This window comes from Veillonella criceti (assembly GCF_900460315.1).
In the GTDB taxonomy this organism is placed as follows: domain Bacteria; phylum Bacillota; class Negativicutes; order Veillonellales; family Veillonellaceae; genus Veillonella_A; species Veillonella_A criceti.
This window is the reverse complement of the sequence record NZ_UHIO01000001.1, coordinates 1,575,549-1,597,899: the sequence shown is the minus strand read 5'-3', so window position 1 is coordinate 1,597,899 and position 22,351 is coordinate 1,575,549. Positions and strand designations below refer to the sequence as shown.

22 protein-coding genes and 1 other annotated feature (1 of these 23 running past the window's edge) are annotated in these 22,351 nt (G+C 38.1%); of the genes, 5 read left to right on the top strand and 17 right to left on the bottom strand.

Annotated elements, in window-relative coordinates; translation table 11 throughout:
* Nucleotides 1-134: a binding site (T-box leader), on the bottom strand (it extends 68 nt beyond the left edge of the window).
* Nucleotides 135-213: 79 nt separating this feature from the next.
* From DYE54_RS07135 to DYE54_RS07115, 5 genes are all read right to left on the bottom strand, one after another.
* Complete coding sequence (locus DYE54_RS07135; RefSeq protein ID WP_115310588.1) at nt 214-603, bottom strand: DUF805 domain-containing protein; 390 nt, start codon at nt 601-603, stop codon at nt 214-216.
* A 76-nt stretch (nt 604-679) separates the two neighbouring features.
* On the bottom strand, nt 680-1,438 hold the full coding sequence (locus tag DYE54_RS07130) for an SDR family NAD(P)-dependent oxidoreductase (RefSeq protein ID WP_115310587.1): 759 nt from the start codon (nt 1,436-1,438) through the stop codon (nt 680-682).
* A 33-nt stretch (nt 1,439-1,471) separates the two neighbouring features.
* Nucleotides 1,472-2,701, bottom strand: a complete 1,230-nt coding sequence (locus DYE54_RS07125) for an L-cysteine desulfidase family protein (protein WP_115310586.1) — start codon at nt 2,699-2,701, stop codon at nt 1,472-1,474.
* 133 nt (nt 2,702-2,834) lie between these two features.
* On the bottom strand, nt 2,835-4,055 hold the full coding sequence (locus DYE54_RS07120) for a GNAT family N-acetyltransferase (protein WP_115310585.1): 1,221 nt from the start codon (nt 4,053-4,055) through the stop codon (nt 2,835-2,837).
* An 84-nt stretch (nt 4,056-4,139) separates the two neighbouring features.
* A complete protein-coding gene (locus DYE54_RS07115) occupies nt 4,140-5,048 on the bottom strand; it encodes a DUF2156 domain-containing protein (protein ID WP_115310584.1) in 909 nt (302 codons plus the stop codon).
* Nucleotides 5,049-5,326: 278 nt separating this feature from the next.
* On the opposite strand from DYE54_RS07115, the gene DYE54_RS07110 reads away from it, so the two are divergent.
* Nucleotides 5,327-6,229, top strand: coding sequence for a LysR family transcriptional regulator (locus tag DYE54_RS07110; RefSeq protein ID WP_115310583.1), 903 nt, complete (start codon nt 5,327-5,329; stop codon nt 6,227-6,229).
* Nucleotides 6,230-6,508: 279 nt separating this feature from the next.
* Nucleotides 6,509-7,090: a LysE family transporter gene (locus tag DYE54_RS07105; protein ID WP_115310582.1), complete on the top strand. Its 582-nt coding sequence runs from the start codon at nt 6,509-6,511 to the stop codon at nt 7,088-7,090.
* Between the two features lie 98 nt (nt 7,091-7,188).
* Here DYE54_RS07105 and gyrA read toward each other — a convergent pair whose 3' ends face one another.
* Both gyrA and sfsA read right to left on the bottom strand, forming a co-directional pair.
* Nucleotides 7,189-9,666 (bottom strand): DNA gyrase subunit A, encoded by a 2,478-nt coding sequence (gyrA, locus tag DYE54_RS07100; protein ID WP_115310581.1) that lies wholly within the window; start codon nt 9,664-9,666, stop codon nt 7,189-7,191.
* Nucleotides 9,667-9,800: 134 nt separating this feature from the next.
* Nucleotides 9,801-10,979, bottom strand: coding sequence for a DNA/RNA nuclease SfsA (gene sfsA / locus DYE54_RS07095; RefSeq protein WP_115310580.1), 1,179 nt, complete (start codon nt 10,977-10,979; stop codon nt 9,801-9,803).
* Nucleotides 10,980-11,292: 313 nt separating this feature from the next.
* Here sfsA and DYE54_RS07090 point away from each other — a divergent pair, with 313 nt between their 5' ends.
* The 3 genes from DYE54_RS07090 to DYE54_RS07080 all read left to right on the top strand — a co-directional run bounded on the left by DYE54_RS07090 (nt 11,293) and on the right by DYE54_RS07080 (nt 13,388).
* Nucleotides 11,293-12,279 (top strand): DUF1858 domain-containing protein, encoded by a 987-nt coding sequence (locus DYE54_RS07090; RefSeq protein WP_115310579.1) that lies wholly within the window; start codon nt 11,293-11,295, stop codon nt 12,277-12,279.
* A gap of 2 nt (nt 12,280-12,281) precedes the next feature.
* Nucleotides 12,282-12,944: a hypothetical protein gene (locus tag DYE54_RS07085; RefSeq protein WP_115310578.1), complete on the top strand. Its 663-nt coding sequence runs from the start codon at nt 12,282-12,284 to the stop codon at nt 12,942-12,944.
* A gap of 156 nt (nt 12,945-13,100) precedes the next feature.
* Nucleotides 13,101-13,388: a cupin domain-containing protein gene (locus DYE54_RS07080; protein WP_115310577.1), complete on the top strand. Its 288-nt coding sequence runs from the start codon at nt 13,101-13,103 to the stop codon at nt 13,386-13,388.
* 153 nt (nt 13,389-13,541) lie between these two features.
* On the opposite strand, the gene DYE54_RS07075 is transcribed toward DYE54_RS07080, so the two are convergent.
* From DYE54_RS07075 to DYE54_RS07030, 10 genes are all read right to left on the bottom strand, one after another.
* Nucleotides 13,542-13,991 (bottom strand): OmpH/Skp family outer membrane protein, encoded by a 450-nt coding sequence (locus tag DYE54_RS07075; RefSeq protein ID WP_115310576.1) that lies wholly within the window; start codon nt 13,989-13,991, stop codon nt 13,542-13,544.
* A gap of 209 nt (nt 13,992-14,200) precedes the next feature.
* On the bottom strand, nt 14,201-14,575 hold the full coding sequence (locus DYE54_RS07070; RefSeq protein ID WP_115310575.1) for a GerW family sporulation protein: 375 nt from the start codon (nt 14,573-14,575) through the stop codon (nt 14,201-14,203).
* 65 nt (nt 14,576-14,640) lie between these two features.
* Nucleotides 14,641-15,624 (bottom strand): hypothetical protein, encoded by a 984-nt coding sequence (locus DYE54_RS07065; protein ID WP_147285266.1) that lies wholly within the window; start codon nt 15,622-15,624, stop codon nt 14,641-14,643.
* 140 nt (nt 15,625-15,764) lie between these two features.
* A complete protein-coding gene (locus DYE54_RS07060; protein ID WP_115310573.1) occupies nt 15,765-16,343 on the bottom strand; it encodes a cob(I)yrinic acid a,c-diamide adenosyltransferase in 579 nt (192 codons plus the stop codon).
* A 188-nt stretch (nt 16,344-16,531) separates the two neighbouring features.
* Nucleotides 16,532-17,503 carry a M23 family metallopeptidase gene (locus tag DYE54_RS07055; protein ID WP_115310572.1) on the bottom strand — a complete coding sequence of 324 codons (972 nt, stop codon included), beginning with the start codon at nt 17,501-17,503 and terminating at the stop codon, nt 16,532-16,534.
* Between the two features lie 115 nt (nt 17,504-17,618).
* A complete protein-coding gene (locus DYE54_RS07050) occupies nt 17,619-18,140 on the bottom strand; it encodes a DUF4446 family protein (RefSeq protein ID WP_115310571.1) in 522 nt (173 codons plus the stop codon).
* 48 nt (nt 18,141-18,188) lie between these two features.
* Nucleotides 18,189-19,406: a [FeFe] hydrogenase H-cluster maturation GTPase HydF gene (gene hydF / locus DYE54_RS07045; protein WP_115310570.1), complete on the bottom strand. Its 1,218-nt coding sequence runs from the start codon at nt 19,404-19,406 to the stop codon at nt 18,189-18,191.
* Nucleotides 19,407-19,447: 41 nt separating this feature from the next.
* Nucleotides 19,448-20,437 (bottom strand): ParB/RepB/Spo0J family partition protein, encoded by a 990-nt coding sequence (locus DYE54_RS07040; RefSeq protein ID WP_115310569.1) that lies wholly within the window; start codon nt 20,435-20,437, stop codon nt 19,448-19,450.
* Nucleotides 20,430-21,191, bottom strand: a complete 762-nt coding sequence (locus tag DYE54_RS07035) for a ParA family protein (RefSeq protein WP_115310568.1) — start codon at nt 21,189-21,191, stop codon at nt 20,430-20,432. Before DYE54_RS07035 ends, DYE54_RS07040 begins: the two co-directional genes overlap by 8 nt.
* 228 nt (nt 21,192-21,419) lie before the next feature.
* Nucleotides 21,420-22,283 (bottom strand): methylenetetrahydrofolate reductase, encoded by an 864-nt coding sequence (locus DYE54_RS07030; RefSeq protein WP_115310567.1) that lies wholly within the window; start codon nt 22,281-22,283, stop codon nt 21,420-21,422.
* Nucleotides 22,284-22,351: the final 68 nt, after the last annotated feature.

Sequence of the window (22,351 nt, the reverse complement as noted above, 5' to 3'; positions counted from 1 at the left end):
CCGTCATGGCTTACTAATATTCAACCACAAAGCTCACAGGGGAGTTTCGATACTATTTGTTCTATTGCCTCGCACCAACCGGCAACTCTCTGTAAGCAACTCAATAGCTCTTTATACCTGTTCATCGCTTATTTCATTTGATGTGTGTTATTCTCTCATAAACACATATACTTTGTCAAGAGATTTTTTTAATTTCCATATTTTTCAGAATATTTAAAAATAATTAGAATAATCTGGCACAGGCCCATATTCATTAGTCTCTGGTTTACCTTTCATAATAGAGAAAATAAATAATACAAAGGATCCTGCATATGGCACTAAATGAAGTAATAACCACCATGCACTGCGACCTAGATCGTGCAAACGTCGTGTTTGAACTGCCAAAGACGGTAATAAAAATGGCAATGCGGCAATTGTACTAATCGTATCAATCGTATCTTCATCAAAAGTAAACACCCAGACCACAATACCTACAATTAACATAATAATAAATTGTACTAAAACGAACTTCCAATATTCACCACGACTAGCCCTACCTTGAAAAGTCATGTATTTTTTAGTCATACACATCTTAAAGTTCTCTACAATCGACAATGAACTCATAGCTACAGCCTCCTTATAAAAAGACGCCAACTATACCAAATTTAGGGTCTAGTAGGCGTCTATACATAAAATTAGCTTACTTCTTCGCAATCATAAAGCCTGTAGCTTGCTGATTGGCCATAATCGTAATATCTGAAATCTGTACACGTTTTGGCTGTGTAGCAGCAAATACAATAATTTCAGCAATATCTTCAGCCTGCAAAGCTTCTACGCCAGCATATACCGCAGCCGCCTTATCTTTGTCTCCATGAAAACGAACTTCGCTAAATGGCGTTTCTACAATCCCTGGTTGAATCGTCGTTACTTTAATATCCGTTTCAATCGTATCAATACGGATACCATCGCTTAGTGTCTTAACCGCCGCCTTAGTCGCACAATATACAGCGCCTTTAGCATAGGCATAAATACCCGCTGTTGACCCTAAATTAATAATATGTCCTTGATTTTTTTCAATCATAAATGGCAATACTGTGCGTGATACGTAGAGCAACCCTTTTACATTGGTATCAATCATGGTTTCCATATCATCAATAGAGCTCGTTTCAAAAGAATCTAACCCTTGAGCAAGCCCTGCATTATTCACGAGAATATCTACGCCTCCCACCGCTTCAATCTGCTTAGGTACTATGGTACTAACCGCCTGACGATCTGTCACATCTAGGGCAAACGTAGTGACCTTGATTTTAAATTCTGGTTCAAACTCAGCTTTTAGATTATCTAACACATCTAAACGACGAGCACACAACAATAAGTTGTACCCTGCTTTAGCAAAGGCTTCTGCTGTAGCTCGCCCAATCCCAGAGGTAGCACCTGTAATAAATACTGTTTTGCTCATAACTCTCATCCTCTCCACCAAATACTTAATACTCTACTTGCCACAAATAACAATGTCCGTTTCACGCATCCCATCACGAGCAATACGCCCTACCGTATGCACTGTTTCATCAATAGAACCCTTTACAATACCATCGCCATTTTTGAAACTATTATTTGTTTTCGCCTGACGATAGGATAATAACGCATTACCTAAGGACATGCCAATCTTCATAGCACAAGATGCTTTAGCACCATCACACACAACACCCGACGTCCCTACTAGCGCATTGGATAACGTTTCCCAAACAACGTCCTTTGATTCTTCTAGCATATAAGCAATGCCCGCTGCTGTTGCAGAGGCCGCACTTACTACACCACAATAAGCACTCAAACGCCCAATATCATGTTTAATATAAAGAGCCAATACATTAGCCAATGCTAACGCACGATATCGACGTTCTTCAGACACATTATATTCTTCAGCATATACCAAAATAGGCACAGACAAAGTGATACCTTGATTACCACTGCCACAGTTTATCATCACTGGCATGCTACAACCACCCATACGCGCATCTGAGCCAGCAGCCGCATAGGCCCGTGCTTTATCTGCAATAGATGCTGATTCTTCAATGATTAATTTACCAATATTTGAACCATATGCATTTTTCATACCTTCTTCGGCAATCGCCATATTATATGAAAATTGACGACTCAATAGTTCTTTCAACCGATTCAAATCCGCTTCTTCTGCGAATTCGTAGCAATCATCAAAAGTCATTTGTAACTCATCAGCCAGCACTTGCTCCATAGGAATGTCTAATAATACAACCCCATCTTTTTCAATATGAGTAATATTCGTATGCTTCTGCTGTACCGTCACTATGACTTCATGTTCTTCTGTGCTAGCCCTTACCTGAATATATAAATTAGCAACGCCTTCTGCTAATGAAACGGTACAGAAATTGCTATTAAATAAATCATCAGCCCTTGCTACATCAGCACTGGTTAAGCCTTCTAGCACTTCTAATTCTTTAGACGCATCACCTACGATAGCCCCTAGAATCAAACTATAATAAAACCCAGTGCGCCCCTCTGCATTAGGAATGGTCACACTTTTAGCATTCTTAATAATATTGCCACTACAATCAGCATGTAAACTCGTTGGAAATGTCCCCAAAACCTCTACTGCTTTAGCCGCTGCAAACGCCAAAGCAATCGGTTCTGTACAACCAAAAGCAGGTAGTACCTCTCTCTCTAACATACAATATAAATCTTTCATTTGGTCCTCCATGCTTTTTAATGTATTAAATCATACGTCCATTATAACACGTCTTTATGAACGCTAAGGTTTTCAATTCGGCAACACAGTGGACATTTTAAGGGGTATCATACCACTAGCGAATACGTCTACATTACCACCATTCATTAATATATGTTTTTTGCTTTGGATATATTCGATCTAACATAGCCAATACAGTGTCGTTACCACTCACTTTTCCTTCAAAGGCTAATTCACTAGCTGTCATGCGGCCCATAAGAATTAAACTTAAAGCGCCCACTGCCATCACTACATCAACATCATTATTTACAACATCCGCTACCTTCTTCGCCTGTACAGTACCTTGGTGCTGAACTGTCACCTCATAGGTTCCCTCATTCCAAGAAGCTAACGAATCCTTCACGCCTAATATGAATGTATACGTGCCTCCTTCTGAAACAGCTGAAATGCGTGACCAATGGCCATCAATATGGGCTGGTACACTAGCCATAGCCGTCACTACATCCACAATACGACTCATCATGTAAGGCATAGTCGTATGGCCTGTTTTGCCATTAGGATGGAAAATATATGATTCATCTTGCATTCCTTCATTCCAACGAATGGAACTCCCTTGCGAACGATGATTATACAAATAATTAAGAAGACCTTTCTGAGCTCGACGAGAGGTATACACAAACTCCGTAACGGGAATCTCTTCAGCCCCTAAGCGATACACCGCATAGCCTTCAATATGCCCAGCTTCATCAGCTACATAAGCTACACGTACGCCTTCTGCAAAAAAGCTGCCTAACAAACGGCGCCATTCTTTTTCACCACGGATAGCATACCCAGATACCCCTTTCGTATAGGTCTCATATACCGGTGCAAGCTTTGACCACTCATCGTCTGAATGCACTAAACCAAAATGCAACGTCTTATCCGTCAAAGGTCGTAGTTCTTCTAAAGGCAAAGTTTGCACCCATTGGTGCGCATATAATTCCCAGCCATATTGCTGATAAAAAGCAGCTTTTGATGGCATAAGAATCGTCAGTCCTTGGCCTCTCTGTTTTAATTCTTCTAAAGAAGATAACAAAAGCTGGCCCCCAATACCACCTCGACGAGCCACAGGATCAGTAGCTACACCTACCATATAACTCACTGGTAACTGAGCACCACGCACAGCTAAGGTGTATTGGCGCAAATGAACCATACTGGCTAATAAATCGCCCTCATAACCTACCATTGTATGTTCTGGCTCATATGCTTTTGAAAAATAATATTGAAAAAATGGGTCGTCCGCTGTTTCAAAGCAGTAGGCCCACAAATTTTTAACCGCCTCTGTATCCTGCGCAGTTGCTATTCTAAATTCCATACGTCACCTCATACTAACTTTTATATTTACAATATACAAAAACATATATGCAAAAAGAGGAGTCCCCTCGGACTCCTCTAGCCTTTATGCCTCAACGGGACATTGGTCAGCATACACTGCATCATATTTTTCTGCAAAATGATCTGGATTATACGATTCTTTCGCTTTGCGAAGACCTGGTAAGCCCATATCTTCTTCACGATTTACAAATTCTGTTTCTGCAAATTCATGACGAATAAATTCATTATTAATGGCCTGATAAAGCCCACGAATCGTAGGGTTTGCCTTTTCAATATGAATTAAAGCCATACGGTCATTGAGCATCTGCCCAATGGTAAAGGCTTCAATACGACCAAACAATTTAATCGCACCACCTACAAGACCTAATTCATCCCAATGCTGGAATAACAGTTTAATAGCTTCTAATTCGTCTTCAATGCCTTCTTCATGATGAGTTTCCACCCAAGACTCTGCCGTAGCAATACAATCAGCAAAAATATCATCCGTCAACGGCATATATTCATAATTGGTATATTGCATGCGGAACTGATTCAAATGATTTTTCTTCTGACGTAACTTTTTACCAGACAAGGAAATCAAATCCTGAGTCTTATAAATATATTCAAAATTATCTCTGTCCGGTGTAAATTCATAACAATCAGGGCATAAGGTATTCATCCGTTCCATCATAATAGGATTAACCCCTTTTAAACGGAATGGCAAATTATTAACCTTAAACCACTCTTTAGCCATTTCAAGGCCATCTACAAATTTAGCATCTTTACCGGCAAAAGGTGGTAGCATAAATGGTTCACGCTTGCCGCCCCCTTTAATAAAGAGTACGCCATCTTCCTCTGCCCACTGAATGCCATAAGCATCCTGCCACATAAATAAAGTTGTGAAGCAACAATCCGAAGCTTCATAATGATGTTCTGCAAAATAATCATCAATTACTGGTTTATCTTTTAATTCAAAACGTTTAAATTCTAAAATAGGACTCGCCTCCTACAATACTATATATTCAAATTTCCCAAGCCTCCCCTTATAAGGGCGAACTCTTTTATTATACTACATAATACTACTTTGTAAAACAAACTATATCTATATATCTCATTCTATATATATGTATTGTACCATAAAATTGTGCAAAAGAGAATTCTTTGGTACTATCATATTATAAATAAATTCACTATTATTGATTACTAGCGTATAAAATACAGTATTAACACCTAGTGCCATTACCCAATCTGCCTATGATTTAAGGAGCTATTATGACATTACAACAATTAAAATATATTCTTATGATTGCAGAAACAGCCTCAATTACAGAAGCAGCTCGGCGTTTATATATCTCGCAACCGAGTCTATCAAATGCACTGCACGAAATTGAAAAAACACTCCAAGAAACTTTATTCATCCGGCAACATAGTGGTGTTGTCCTTACCCAATTTGGTCAACAATTTATTGGCTATGCCCGCTCTGTCTGTCAACAAATGGACTTACTAGAAGATAAATTTATTAATAATCAACCTGAAAAAATTCGCTTCTCTGTATCTACACAACATTATACCTTTACGGCCAATGCCTTTGTAGATATGGTTAAACAATTTGGTGATGATCGTTTTGAATTTATTTTAAATGAAACGAGAACCTATCAAATATTAGAAGATGTAAAAAATCGCTTCAGTGACTTAGGCATTCTATATTTGAGTGCTAATAATGAGACGGTACTTCGTAAAGAGATTACGCAACGCCAACTAACCTTTACCCCTTTATTCACTACTAAACCTCATGTGTTTTTACGACGCCATCATCCACTCGCCCATAAAGAATTCGTAACCCTAGAAGATCTAAAACCCTATGCGCGCCTTAATTTTCTCCAAGGAGCCTATGAATCAGAATATTATGCTGAAGAAATTCTCAGTACCTTACCAAACGATAAAATTGTTCGCGTTAGTGATCGTGCCTCTGTAGTCAATTTATTAATAGGCCTAGATGGCTATACAATTTCCAGTGGTATTATGCCTAGTTATTTACAAGGTGATGCCCTAATAGCCATTCCGTTAGCTGTTGAAGAAACCATGACAATTGGCTATATTCAATTAGCCAATCAAAAACTATCACCCCTAGCGACTTACTATGTAGAAGCCTTAAAACAATACGAAACATTATAAGCGGCCCTATTTAAAATATAGGGTTATGAAACATACTATATCTTATGAAGATGTACTAGAGGCTATCCATAGTTTAAAACTATGTTTAGCCTCATTTTTAATGTATTACCTATTAAAATCTATTTTATGATATTCTCTTAACTAATATAATATTTAACAATCGCGTGTTTAAAAAGTGCTAAGTACTAAGTGCTAACTATTAACTACTAACTACTAAGTACTAATTCTAAATTTTACATGCAATTCACTCGCACACTTTACATTAATTAGGAGGGTATCATGTCAACATATGTGATTGGTAATTTTATCTTATATTGTATGATTAATGCGTTTACACCTGGCCCAGGTAATATTTTAGCCCTTAATACGACCAATGTATATGGCTGGTTAAAAGGCAAGCCCCTATTTTTTGGAATCTTTGCAGGGTATTTCATTGTCCAAATTATTTGTGGTCTCTTCGTCTTCTTTTTGGGTAGCCACTTTCCAAACCTACTAACCATCATAAAATATATAGGCATTCTCTATATTTTATGGCTCGCTTTTATGATTGCCACGAGCAAGCCACAAACAACGACAGACACGCAATCTGCCTCATTTTTAAAAGGATTTCTACTACAATTTGTCAATGTAAAAATCTATATCTTCGGTATTACAGCCCTTACAGGCTATATAGTACCTGTCACAACCGAATTATTTTGGCTTATAGCAGCTAATATCTTCATTGCGTCCATGGGTTGTATTGCTACAGGTTCTTGGATTGCTGCCGGATTAGCATTGCAGCGAATTTATACTCGTCATTTTCGCTTAATTAATATACTGCTTGCATTAACCTTACTCGAATGTGTATATAGTATGTTATAACAAAAAGGCTATAACTTAGATGCTGGATAGTAACCCTGCATTTGGTTATAGCCTTTCTTATATTGGGGCACCATTAATATGAGTACACCCCTAGTTTATTAGAATAAACTATTTTCTTCGTTTTCTAGTTCTTCCTTAGCGATAATCGCAACCGAGGCGACTTTATCACCAGCATCAAGACTTTGTGTCTTCACACCAGAAATCGCTTTGCCTTTCTTAATCGCAATGTCTTTCATATCAAAGCGAATAATCTTGCCTTGTTCTGAAATTAACATTACTTCATCATTATCCGTTACAATTTCAACGGCAACTACATCACCTGTCTTATCGGTAATACGGAAGTTTTTCGTTCCTTTACCACCACGTTTTTGAAGGCTATAGGCATCTTCACTATTGCGTTTACCAAACCCTTCTTCACTGATAGTAAATACTTGACAAGCTTCACCAGACTCCGTAATAACACCAGCACCGACTACTTCGTCACCAGCGTTGAGCTTAATACCACGAACACCTTGTGCCGAACGTTTCATAAGACGTGCATCTTCTTCATTGAAACGAATCGCCATACCTTTGCGAGTTCCTAAGAGAATGTCTTGACCACCGGTCGTTAAGCAAACGGCAATTAAACGATCTTCTTCACCTAAGGAAATCGCATTGAGGCCACTACGACGAATATTGCGATATTCTTCAATGGACGTACGTTTCACCACGCCTTGTTTCGTCACTAAGAACAGATTCAAGTCATGATTTACCGTTTCCATATCAATCATCGTCGTCACCGCTTCCCCTACATTAAGTGGTAACACATTAATAATGGCAGTACCTCGTGAATTACGACTCGATGCTTCTGGCACTTCATAGCCTTTCAAGCGATAGGCCCGACCAGCTGTTGTGAAGAATAAAAGCGTATTATGAGTCCGTACATGAGAAATCTGTACGACATAATCATCTTCTTTAGTCTTCATACCAACTACACCAACGCCACCTTTATGCTGGTTGCGATATACATTAGCATTCATGCGTTTAATGTAACCTTGGCGCGTTAAGGTAATTACCATTTCTTCGTCAGCAATTAAATCTTCTACATCAAGTTCTGACGTATCAATCGTAATTTCACTGCGACGTTCATCACCGTATTTTTGCTTCATTTCCGTCAATTCATCTTTGATGATGCCACGTTGACGGTCTTCACTCGCTAAAATCGCTTTCAAGTCAGCAATAAGAATTTCAAGTTGTTTATATTCGTCTTCGATTTTTTCACGTTCTAAGCCAGTTAAACGGCGTAAACGCATATCCAAAATAGCAACAGCTTGTTTTTCAGATAAACCAAATTTTTCAATTAACGCCTTTTTCGCAATATCATCTGTTTCAGAAGCACGAATTGTGGCGATAACTTCATCAATATGGTCAAGAGCAATGAGTAACCCTTCTAAAATATGAGCACGGGCTTCAGCTTTAGCTAATTCGAATTGCGTACGGCGTACAATAACACCTAACCGATGATTCAAATAATGAGTCAACACTTCTTTGAGTGTCAACACTTTTGGATGACCATCTACCAAAGCTAACATAATAACGCCAAAGGTATCTTGCAATTGCGTATGTTTATATAATTTATTAAGCACGATATCTGGTTGTACATCAGCACGTAGTTCTACTACAATGCGTAACCCACGACGGTCACTTTCATCGCGAAGCGCTGTAATGCCATCAATGACTTTATCACGGCTTAATTCCGCAATATTTTCAATAACCCGCGCTTTGTTAACCTGATATGGAATCTCTGTGACAACGATACGGTGCTTCCCTTTATTCATTTCTTCAATGGTAGCACGGGCACGCATCTTAATGCTACCACGACCTGTCGTATAGGCCTTTTTAATGCCTTCACGACCAAGAATCAAAGCCCCCGTTGGGAAATCAGGCCCTTTAATCGCCGTCATTAAATCCGCTACATCAGCATCCGGATTATCAATAAGCATAATTAAGCCATCTGCTACTTCATTTAAGTTATGCGGTGGAATATTCGTAGCCATCCCTACGGCAATACCAGCGGAACCATTAATCAATAAATTAGGAATCTTTGCTGGTAACACCGTCGGTTCTTGTAAGGACTCATCATAGTTTGGCATGAAATCAACGGTATCTTTGTCAATATCTGCCAACATTTCTGTGGTAATACGAGCCATACGAACTTCAGTGTAACGCATAGCTGCTGCTGAGTCACCATCAATAGAACCAAAGTTACCATGACCATCTACCAAGAGGTAGCGCGTATTAAAATCTTGTGCTAAGCGCACAGTTGCATCATATACTGAACTATCCCCATGAGGATGATATTTACCTAGTACGTCCCCGACGATACGGGCCGATTTCTTATAGGGCTTATTTGGGGCCATGCCTGTTTCATGCATAGCATACAAAATGCGACGATGCACTGGTTTAAGACCATCACGAACATCCGGCAAGGCACGCATAACGATTACACTCATAGCATAATCGATATAGGAGCTCTTCATTTCTTTATCAATCTGGATAGGCTCAATTTTCCCATGACTCCAGGTCGTTTCCTCCACAGTCTCACCTCATTTAATAATAACTAATCGTAAGTATAATCTATTAATTTATTTTATTAGCAACTTATATTATAGCATTTTTAGCGGTATAATGCTACTTCTTAAGGCTTTACCTGAAAAATACACACTTTAATTCATGGTTCAATGAAACCTTCACGAATTTCAAACCGTGCATCAAGTCGATTCATACGAAAATCTTCTACCATATCCATAAAGTCTTTATTATGAATCGGATTATAGCTTGTACCAAAGAGGTGGCTCGTACAGTCACAATCACTGCAACCAAAGCCCTTTACTTCCCAAGTATCAAGCTGTTTCATAGCCTTTGCTAACTCACATTCTAAATCAGCACTACTACGAATTGGCACCGTAGCAATGATGTCACAATGAGAACGGAAATAATCTAAATGCCAATGTAATTTTTTACGTTTTCGTTTATGCCGTTCTAATCGTTTTGATAAATTTGCTTTCGCCGAACCTACATAGGTGTAATATCCCGCTTCAAAATGCATAGGCCCTTTACTGCCAATATCTAACTCCCTCGTTTCAGGCAATTGTAGCACAACTAAGTAATCGCCTCGATCCTGACCTTCCTGCTCTACCAAAGCCTTCTCATAATAGCACTCACGAATCACTGTCGGCATTGTAAACTCAGCAGTCCAACGAAGGGCTATCGCCTTCCAGTCCAAATCGCCAGCCACTTCAGCAAATGTCTGAGCAAAGGCTAAATCCGTATGATAATCAGGCAAAAACCACTGAGCATATTCCCATTGTACAAGAAATAACACCCCCGTATGATAGCCTTCCGATTGCAAGTGTTGCAAATGTAATAAATGTTTCCGCCCTCGTTCCGTAATGGCATCAGGAAACATAGCGCCATGACGACTAAAAAGCGTACAAGATTTAACTTCAAGTAAAAAAGAGGCTCCCTTATCGTTAGTTAAAAGGAGATCAAAGCGACTTTGCCCGACCGTATATTCACGGCGCACGACGCCCCACTGTTCCCAACCAGGGATCTGTTTCGTACTAATTAGATACTCCGCCACATCATTACTGTAATTTGTATCTAACATAATAGGAACGCCATCACGCTCAATGCCAATCACTCGATACTGTGTTTTAGCACCAGCCTTTGGGTGATGAACTACATAAAATTTTACATTAGGATATAAAAGTTCCCACATACGCCCAGGATTTGGTAGATGAGCCGCCACGACCTCACCGTCTAAGTGATCCATGGCCAAATGGACTACAAACCGATTAGGTCTTGTCACAAAACGCCCTGTAAGAACTTTTTCATATAATTGCTTCATGATTGCCTCAATATATATCACTAGCTGCCAGTTAATCATATATCAACGCCCCATACGTCTTTACTAGCTAAGTATGGACGTTCCTGAGTTTATCAAACATATATGACTAAACTGCAATTACGAATCATTTTAAAAATATATCTAAAAAAATAAAAATGTAGCACTGGCTACATACAAATCATGTCACATAGCCTATAATGAACATGTAAACACGAAGTGGTGACTCACAAAGTTGTGCGAGTCACTACTCTTTAATTATACGTAGAAGTAACGCACTCGTAAAGAAGTGCCGTCAAGGGAAAGGACGATGAATATGGCTCAAGTAGCAGGTAACTTACAACGCATTCGTAACGGACAACGCCGTTACGCTATTACACCCCGCATTCCTGGTGGTTTCGTACAACCAGCAATGCTTCAAAAATTTATTGATGTAGCCAATACATTCAAAGCAACACTTAAAATCACGGGCGGTCAACGCATCATGATTACCAATTTAAAACAAGAAGATGTAGACAAAGCTTGGGATATGTTAGGTATGGCGCCGGCTTACACTACATCCAACCGTGTGCGCAGCGTAAAAATTTGCCCTGGCACCACCTTCTGTAAACGTGCAAAGCAAGATAGCGTAAGCCTTGGCATGAAACTCGATAAATTGTATGTATCGCAAGAAATGCCTTCTAAAATGAAAATGGGCGTATCAGGTTGCCCTAATTCTTGTTCTGAATCAATTACTAAAGATATCGGGGTCATCGGTACAGCCAATGGCTGGCAAGTATACGCTGGTGGCAGTGCTGGCGCTCATCCTCGCTTTGGTGATTTAATTGCTGAAGTAGCTACAGAAAAAGAAGTACTCGCCTTAGTCGATCGCATGATTACTTTCTATAAAGAAAATGCTCATATTGAACGCATTGGTGCCTTCATTGACCGCATTGGTCTTGATGCTTTTAAAGAAGCCGTATTAGGTGATATTGAAACGGTGGCTGAACCTAGCGCAACACCAGTGAATATTAGCGCTACTGCCGCTAATCCAAATGCTAACGAACCACTTGTAAATCTACCTGGCCTAGGGGCTAATGGCACACAAGGCTTAAATCTAGGTGACCCTATTACTGAAAATTCAATCATTCGTGAAATTATTGAAGTCTATCCAAATACCATTCCTGCCCTACAAGAAATTGGTATGGGCTGTCTTGGCTGTCCATCAGCTACCTCCGAACCATTATCGCAAGCTGCCGCTATCCATGGTTTTGATGTAAATGAATTAGTAACTCGTTTAGAAAAAATTCGCAAAGGAGCATAAATATGTCAGCAGTATTAGGTCACATCCATTTTTGGTTATATAAAAAAATCCGCCTGGTTATTGAGCGCGAACAATTAGTCTATGAAGAAGCTCAAAAAGCCGTTGGTGATTTAGCCGATGAATTGCACTTTGTAGCTCTTGATTTATATGGCAAGCCAATCCCTGCCGATCGTAATCTACAGATGATTATTGACCATAATAATATTCACGGCTGGTTACAAAATCAAATTGAAATTGCTACAGTACGTGAAGCTAACTTTATTAAAGATTTATTAGATTGTGCGGGCACCGAAGTGGAAGAAGCTATTTTAACCGCTTTTGTAACCCAAGGTGCCGCTTGTGGTAAAGTAGCTGCTGATGAGCTTGCTCAGGGTGAGCATCGCCCTCAAGAAATTTATCAAATCATGCAAAATTATTATTTAAATGGTATGCCTTGCGATGGTGGTGATACGGTATTAGCTGATACAGATACTGAATTTGTATGGGAAGGTAGTCATGCTAATCAAAAAGCAAACTGGGCTAAAGCAGGTGTAGATCAAACCTTTATGATGGCCGCTTACCAAGCTTGGTTCCAAGGGTTTATTAGCGCTGCGGACCCTCATTTTAAATTTGCTGTTGAACTTATTGATGGGGAGTTTCCTCAGTACAAAATTGTACATGCTTAAACCCCCTCTATTTTAAAGTCACTCTATAAGCTAATAATTATATATCCCTTGCCGGCAGGTGTTCCATTGCTTTCTCACTAACTACCTTTCCCTTATGGTGTGAAACGCAACGTACTGTCGGCAAGATTTCTAACAATGTATCAAAGGAGGTTAACCATGATAGGTACTGAAAAAAAAGAGCTTGGTCTATTATTCCAAGGTCCTAACTTTATCGTTGTCAAAAAAGGTGGCAAAGCTGGGGAAAAAGTAGAAAACCATAACCACCCTGAAGCAAATGTTGTATTTACAGTCGTAAAAGGCAAAGTCGATGTACAGCTTAACCAAGAAGAGCACCATATCTTAACACCAGGGACTGTACTTCAATTTAATGGTGATAATTTTATTCAAGCTACCTTAGTGGACGATAGCGAATTTGTTGTTACCTTAATTAATAAACCAGAATAAAAATAAAGGTATAGAGCAAAAATACCCCAAATATAGCTATATAACCTATAACTATATAACCCAAAAGGCGAGCCAAGATTATCCTTGACTCGCCTTTTTAAATAGGGGGCTATCAATATTGATAGCCCCTATACTGCGTTTAATTAACTGTTATTATTTTAACAATGCAATTACATCATCAGTAACGTTTTCAGCAGTAGAGTTTGGCTCAATGCTTACGATTACAGTAGGGTTAGCTACGATGAACGGTAAGTTTTTCTGAGCACGTACTTGATCCAATTTTTCTTGGATTTTGCTATCTACAGGAGCGAAGATTTTATTCATTTCTTCGTTGAATTTTTGAGCTACTGGTGCATATTTTTTATCAATAGCTTCCTGTTTAGCTTTTTCATCTTTAATGCCATTAATTTCAGTTTCTAATTTCTGAAGTTTAGGCGCATATTCCTGTTGAACTTTCTGAGCTTGCATTTGGATAGCACCATAACCAGGATAGGATTGCATAACCTGACTCATGTTAACTACACCAACGTTAGCAGCGCTAGCTGCACCTAAACCAATTGTTCCAATAACTGCTAAAGCAGCAAGATTCTTTTTAAAATTCATGTCCCAAAGACCTCCTTACAAATCTAGAGCTTACATTACTCTATATCCTTTATAGTAACAAAAATGTGAGTAAACTACAATACATGACAAAACAAATTCTCTTTTCTATGACATTTATTTTGTCTATGTATACATCTTACCTATTGATAATGAATCTCACATGAAGTTACTAATTTTAGACTATTTAAGTCAAATATAACGATTATTTCTTATTTCGCATCATTTTCATTGATGTAAATATATTTATCTTTCTTTAACTTGGAGATAACTTCAGGAACCATACCAATAAGACGATCAAAGCCACTATACTTAGCAGAACCTTTAATGTTAAATAATTCAACACGTTCGCCCTTAATAACAAGAATCGCCGTTGGTTCTAATTTAGCACCACCGCCAGCGCCACCACAATCAGCTTTACCAGCGCCACCGCTACCAAAACCCATAGTAACATCTACAAAAGGAACGAGTGTTGCATCGCCAATCTGAATGGCTTCACCAACAACTGTTTCCACTTTAATCATATCTTTAAATTTTTCAAAAATAGGTTCTAAATTATCCTTAATAAACGTGCATTTATTTTCCATGAGTATCCTCCTTAGTGCCTGTGTACTTCACACTCATTAATTCCAATGTCATTCTATTCTAAATACTATGCTACCATAGTATTATCTTTAGATTCACTATTAACCTCTGCCTGTTTCTTCGCTTTTTGAGCTTTACGATAACGTAAACCGGCTTTTACAGCATCAACTAGCAAGGCTCTAACTGGTTTTGAAACAGCAAATAATGTACCATACCAAGCAAGTACACCAGGACTAATGTGTCCACGAATTTCAAAACTACCTTTACAAATAGGTTCTACATAACTTAACTCTACATGGGTCATTTTTTCAGGCCAAATAGAATATAAGGCAGCTGCTGTTAATCCCATTTTATAAGGATCACCCGTACCAAATTGACCTTCAATATGGCAATATCTTGGTTTTGAATGGTTATAGCAACGCTTTGTTACCAATAATAGCTTTTCATATAAAGCACCATTCGTTACATGTTTTAACCACCAACGTTTATGAGGGTCTTCTTCTTTTTTAGCTTTTGCTTCTGTCTTAGTTGCCGTTTCAGTATCAGTAGTATCAGTGTCTTTCGCTGTATCAGAACCATTAGTGGCCTCTTTGGTTGTGCCACTACCAAAAGTAGATTCTATTGGTTTTTCCATGGTTTCTTCAATTCGTTCAATCGGATTTCCTTCCGCATCAAAACGAACTTGTTTCACCACTTTTACCGTTTCCATAGGCTTTTCTTCTACTGGTGTTCGATAAGGCTCTAATTCCTCTTCATATACTTTAGATTCTTCAGGATCTTCCGTTTCTTCTGCTACACGACGAGATAGCCAATCTTCATAATCTCGTACGGCACCCAATTTAGCTTTCCGTAAAATGTATACTTCTTTAAAAAACGGTTTTCCCTGTTCATATACGAAGTGTATGCGGAATATCTTTCCCCACCACTGAATATAAAAGCGGAATTTATACGGTTTGCGAGTTACCACTTCCACAGCATAGCTGATAGGATTAAAGATAGCAACAAGTATCAGAATAAAAATAACCAGTAGCACTATGGCTAATCCGGTCACAGGCAACACCTACCCTCCTAATATAATTCTTGCGGTTTTCTATATATCCGCTAACCTTTTGAGTCCTCAAAAAGGCATTCTTCTAAGTATTCTCCATAACAATAAGAAAATCCTTTATTTTATCAAAATTAATTATATTTTTAGTTTTCAATACCTAATCGTGCTAATACACCTTGTTGGTAATAATGTTTTACTTCATCCATAGAAGTAACTAAATCAGCTTGTTCGATTAACCAATCGGGGGCCCCACGACCGGTAAATACAACTTCTGTATTGGCCGAACGATGTGCTAATAATGCTTCTGTTTCTTCGCGTGTAATTAAGCCAAAGAATAAGGCCATTACATATTCGTCCAGAACGACTAAATCATACTCACCAGAAGCAACGGCGGCCTTAGCCCGCTCCATCCCTTTAGCAATTAAGGCTACATAATCAGCTGGTGGTTTACCTACGGGGAACACAACAACTTCGTCACCCCAACGCGCTAATTCTTCTTTTGATTTTACCCCTTCTTGGATAATAAAAAATGGCTTACCCACTGTTTCTAAGGTCATATTTGGCAAGGTTGGTAAAATATTATGCTCACTATATACTTTAGATTTCATAAATTGTAAAAATAATACTTTTTTGCCAGCACCTAAAGCGCGAATAGCAAGACCCATGGCTGCTGTCGTTTTACCTTTACCATCACCCGTATAGACTTGCACATACGTATTCATCATAGACCTCCTTTACATCATGCTATAGTATTATTTTACCACATCTGTTTGTTTCTCGTTATATAAAAAGTGTATATTTCAAAAAAATAATGCTGGCGTCATGTCCATTTCACATGACACCAGCATTAAATGAGACTGATTTAAATCATAAAATCCCTAAATAGCTATATCTCTATTCTATATCTATTTTATTGAATTGGTAAGAATAGCATAGGATCTACAGCTACACCATTAATATTAACTTCGTAATGTAAGTGACTCCCCGTACTCTTACCAGTACTTCCCATAAGAGCAACTGTGTCACCTTGTTTTACTTGCATACCTTCATGAACTAATACGACAGATGTATGTCCATACCGCGTGACAAAGCCATTACCATGATCAATTTCAACTAAATTGCCATAACCACCACTGGTGCTACCAGCAAACGTAACCGTACCAGCCGCGGTCGCTATAATTGGCGTACCATAATCATTGGCAATATCTAACCCTTCATGACTGGCAGAGCCACCATATACAGGATCCACACGGCCACCAAAATTAGAAGTAATTACCCCTTTTGTTGGCCAAATGGATGGCATTGTCGTAGATGAACCTGGATTATTAGAAGCAAAGGCAACAGACTGTAAATCACGAATATTTTGCCCTGCACCGTCACGTAAAATATTACGTAACATATAAAACGAAGCCATACGCTGTTGAGCTAGTCTATCGAGTCTTGATAATTTAGCTGACAAACTTGTAACTGACGTCGCGCTAGCATTGGTTTGCGCCTTATTAACACCGCCAGGCTCCTCTTTATCCGTATTGGCTGTTGGTGTCTGTGCTTCGCCACCACCTTGTGGTATAGTTCCACTTTCAGAACCTTTTACCATCTGACGAATCTCTTTATCCAATTGATCAAGCGATTCCATTTTTTTGTCTAAAATTTCTGTCTTTTGCTGCAATAACTTTAATTGTTCTGTTTGTAATTGTGTTTGTTGTCTAAGTTGCATAACTTCTGCTTGTCGTGTAATGCCCCAAATACCAAAAATAAGGGTCACCACTATAATAGCAACAATAATGCCCACAACTAAACGCAATTGTTTTTTAGTCATTTGCAACGTGTACGAATCTCCCTGACTTTGCACTTGTTGTGCCAGAAAGTCTGGTATTTTCATACTGTCACCACATCCTATCTTACAACTACTATCTAACTAACAATTAACCATACAGTATATATTAAACTATTTCTCATCAAACCTTACATCATAATCTAATAAATACCCTATCTTATTATTTTACCACAGATGCACTAATTAAAGCTTCTTCATTACTTTTACTGCCTAGTGCTTCTTGTAAACTTTCCATTTCTTCTTGTGAAAGACTCGCCAAACTTTTCCCTTTCACAATTGGTTTACTAAAAATTCGAGATTCACTACGACCATATACACTGGAAATACAAATCCCATTATTATTACCATCTAATAAAGTAACGGAAAAAGACAAGTCATTCCCAATATTTTCAAAGGCATTGTATTTAACAAAGCCAATTTTTTGAAACGTATTATGCTGCGTCGTCTGAATAGCTTGTTGTTGTTGAAATAAGTTTTCAATAGACTCTGCTGCATCCCGTAATTCTTTCACTTCTACGGATAATTTTCGTTCTAAGCTACTGCCGTTTTCACCGCGCATAAAATATTCATATCGTTTATTAAGCGAATTTATTTTACTCTGCAATACGAGGCAATAGAGAAATAATACAATAAGTAATAAACCGCCCCCAATGACGATCCAAAGTTGCATATTTTCTAGCATGATTTGCCTTTCTATTTTAAATTATACGGATATAATGAATTTACACTCTTATAATTCAGCCACAAACGGACTGAGTGCACGGTCTAGTATACCATGTAATGACGCAATTAGCACGCCATAATTTACAATAGGAACACCTTGTTCCTGTGAAACGTCCAAACGGCGCAAAACTTCACGACGAGTCAACATACAAGCACCACAATGAATAATTAAATCAAAGGTGCGCACATCATCAGGAAAAGCGCCACCACTAGTCCATTGTAAATCTAAGTTTTCATAACCGGCCTGTTTAAGCCAACGAGGAATTTTTACGCTGCCAATATCGTCACATTGACGATGATGTGTACATCCTTCACTAATAAGAACTTTCGCCCCCGATTTTAAATTTTTAACAGCTTTTACACCAGCTGCTAAGGTCTTTAAATCCCCTTTAAAACGAGCCATTAAGATAGAAAAAGATGTTAAAGGTATATCTTCTGGCACCTGCGCCGCTACCGCATCAAAAGCCTGAGAATCGGTAATGACTAATTTAGGTTTAACACTTAATTTTGTTAAAGCCGTAGCCACTTCTTCTGTCTGTACGACCAAACTCATTCCATGGGTATCTAAAATTTCACGAATCATTTGTACTTGCGGTAAAATAAGTCGACCTTTCGGTGCTGCTGAATCAATGGGACACACTAATAAAATAAGATCATGAGGTTCTACTAGACCAGCAAGTAAACTCTGTTCGTCTTCTTGATCCTTTGGTTTCATAGTACCCAACTGCTTCAAAATAGCACTTTGCTTGTCATTACTCAACAAATTAGCCCCTATATAAGGTAATTTAAAGCTACTTAATTCATTAGCATATTTAGCCATATAGGCCTCAGCTTCATACCCTTCAACTTCATTAAGAACTAATAAGGTTGTCACTTTTTTTTGTTGTAACAAACTAAGCCACGTTATATCGTCTTCAGATGGTGCATCCTCTGTTTTCAATACATATACAGCCATATTCATGCGAGGTAGTAACTCTTTTGTTTTACCAATGCGCAAAGGCCCTAGTTCAGACGTATCATCTACGCCTGCCGTATCAGTAATAACCACTGGTCCTAGCGGTAAAATCTCCATAGCCTTACTTACTGGGTCTGTTGTTGTCCCTGCTACATCAGAAACAAGAGCAATTGGTTGCCCTGTTAACATATTAATCAGTGTTGATTTACCTGCATTACAGCGACCAAAAAAGCCGATATGAACTCGATTTGCTTTTGGTGTTTGTTCCATTGTTGTCATAGCTTCTTACTTACCTGCCTCTATTATACGTGTTAAACGTGAAATGAAATTGAATCTGTATCTTCAGATTCTGTTTGTGCAGGGGAAGCTCCCTTAACTTCACCCATACGTTGGGCCTCTAAATATTCAATAAGATATGCCAATTCTTCTTCATTCTTAAAGGCAATCTCCATCTTCCCTTGTACCTTCTTACCAGCTCTTACTTTGATATCTACTGGCATACCTAAACTTACTTTTAAACGATCCATAATGGCTCGTAATTCTGCTGTATTATGGGGATTAGTTTTAACCGCTTTAGTTGCTTTATCCTTCCCCTCTAATAACTGTTTTACTAAAACTTCTACTTGTCGCGCTGTTAACTCTTTTTCTTTAATCAATTGCCAAGCTTCTTTTTGTAGTTCTTTATTTTTCAAAGCTAATAAAGGTCTTGCTTGTCCAATTGTAATATCTCCCACCGATAAATCGGTCAAAATAAAATCCGGTAACTGTAACAAGCGAATCATATTAGCTATATGAGAACGACTCCGGCCAAGACGACTGGCAATATCTTCCTGTGTCTTTTTAAAGGTATCCATTAGCCGTTTATAAGCATATGCTTCTTCTACAGGATCCAAATCTTGACGTTGTAAGTTTTCTACTAAAGCAATTTCTGTAATTTGTTCCGTACTATAATCTTTTATCACTACAGGAATTGTTTTAAAGCCAGCCAATTGAGCTGCTCGCCAACGTCGTTCACCAGCTACAATTTGATATTTCTCGCCTTGTTTACTCACTACAATCGGTTGAATTAAGCCGTGTTGTTTCAAAGATTCTACCAACGTAGCCATTTCATCTTCTAAAAAATGACGACGTGGCTGATTAGGATTCGCCTCAATCTCTGTCAAAGCAAGTTCTACTAGACCATTATTCTGTTTTGTAGTTTTATTTTTTGTTTCCTCTAGCGCTTCGTTAGCTGTCTCCTGTAGCATTAGCGAAAGAACACCTCTACCTAGACCACCTTTTTTCTTACTATCTCTAGGCATTTTTCAAAACCTCCTTCGCTAACTTCATATAGACTTCGGCTCCCTTTGATTTTGGATCATAAATAATGATGGGCTCCCCATAACTAGGCGCTTCGCTTAAACGAACATTTCGTGGAATAATCGTCTTATATACTTTTGTAGTAAAATATTTTTTTACTTCATCCGCTACTTGAATTGATAAATTAGTCCGTCCATCAAACATAGTCAAAAGAACACCTTCTACATCTAATTTTTCATTCAATGATTTTTTCACTAGATTAATCGTGTTCATTAACTGACTAACCCCTTCTAACGCATAAAATTCACTTTGAATGGGAATCAATACGCCATTAGCGGCTACTAATGCATTTAAAGTCAGCAAATCTAATGATGGTGGACAATCGATAAATATATAATCAAATTCATCTTTAATCGACTTTAATGCTTTTTTTAGTATATATTCTCGTTTAGATAGACCAACTAATTCAACACTAGCACCGGCTAAATCAATTGATGCTGGCGCAATTTTAAGCTTTTTAATAGCTGTAGGAACAATTACATCCTCTACAGCCATATCATTAATAAGTACATCGTAAATACACGAATCTAAATTATCTTTATCAATACCAAGACCACTGGAAGCATTCCCCTGTGGATCCATATCTATAAGCAATACTTTTTTGCCTAATTTAGCAATGCACGCACTTAGATTAACAGATGTTGTTGTCTTTCCTACGCCACCTTTTTGATTTGTAATGGCAATAATTTTTCCCACAGGCTCACCTCAGTTTCTTAATATTAAATACACAAAATATTATACCATACTCACCAGATAAAAACTTGTAAATTCCAATAATTTCACACTTTTAATAAAAATGTTTCACGTGAAACATAGTAATACATCAGCTTCTACCACTATTATAACTAAAACAAAACTAAATCAAACAAAAGCATCTCTCAAAGAGCAATCTTTAAGAGATGCTTTAATTTATTTAGTTAAAACCTAAATATGATCGATTAAATAGAGCACTGTCTGAATGTCATTAAGAGGCATAATATGAACACCATGAGCGATTTTTTTAATCTCCCATAGAGTCTCTAAGGCAATTTCTAACCCGGCTTCTTTACCACCTAGCTCCATTCGCTTTAAAATATCATCTGTTAAAGAAATACCTGGTACTTTTGTATGTAAGTAATTGGCCATTTTAAAACTTTTCAGAGGAATCAAACCTAACATGACAGGCAAACCTAATGGGGCCACCATATCAATAAATCGTTTAGCTTTTTCTAAATTGTAAATTGGCTGAGTTTGAATAAAATTAGCGCCAGCTTCTACTTTACGAATAATTTTTCCCTTTTCAGCCTCTAAATCATCTGCACCAGGATTTCCTGTGGTACCAATATAAAAATTAGTAGCTTCATCTAATGGATTTCCCGCTAAATCAAAGCCAGAATTTAAAGTATGAGCAATTTTCAATAAACCCATAGAATCTACTTCAAATACAGGCTGTGCCTTTGGATGATCACCACGAGCTGGTTCATCACCGGTAAGTGTTAGAATATTATCTACTCCTAACGCTGCTGCGCCTAGCAACTCAGCTTGTAACCCTAAAATATTACGATCACGACAAGTCAAATGAAAAATTGTATCTATTTGTGCCCGATATTTAATTAAATGTGCTAAAGCTATAGGACTCATCCGCAATTTTGCCATAGGGCAATCTGCAATATTAATAGCATCGACTCTGTCCATTAATTGGGCCGCTTCTTTAAATGTTTTTGTTACTGATGCACTTTTAGGTGGATCCAATTCCACCGTAATCGTAAATTGACCTGCTTTATGTTTATCTCGTAATGATACTACCATTCTATCCCCAACTCTCTCTAACTATATCTTTACTACAATTATTATTAATTCACTAAAATTATCCTATT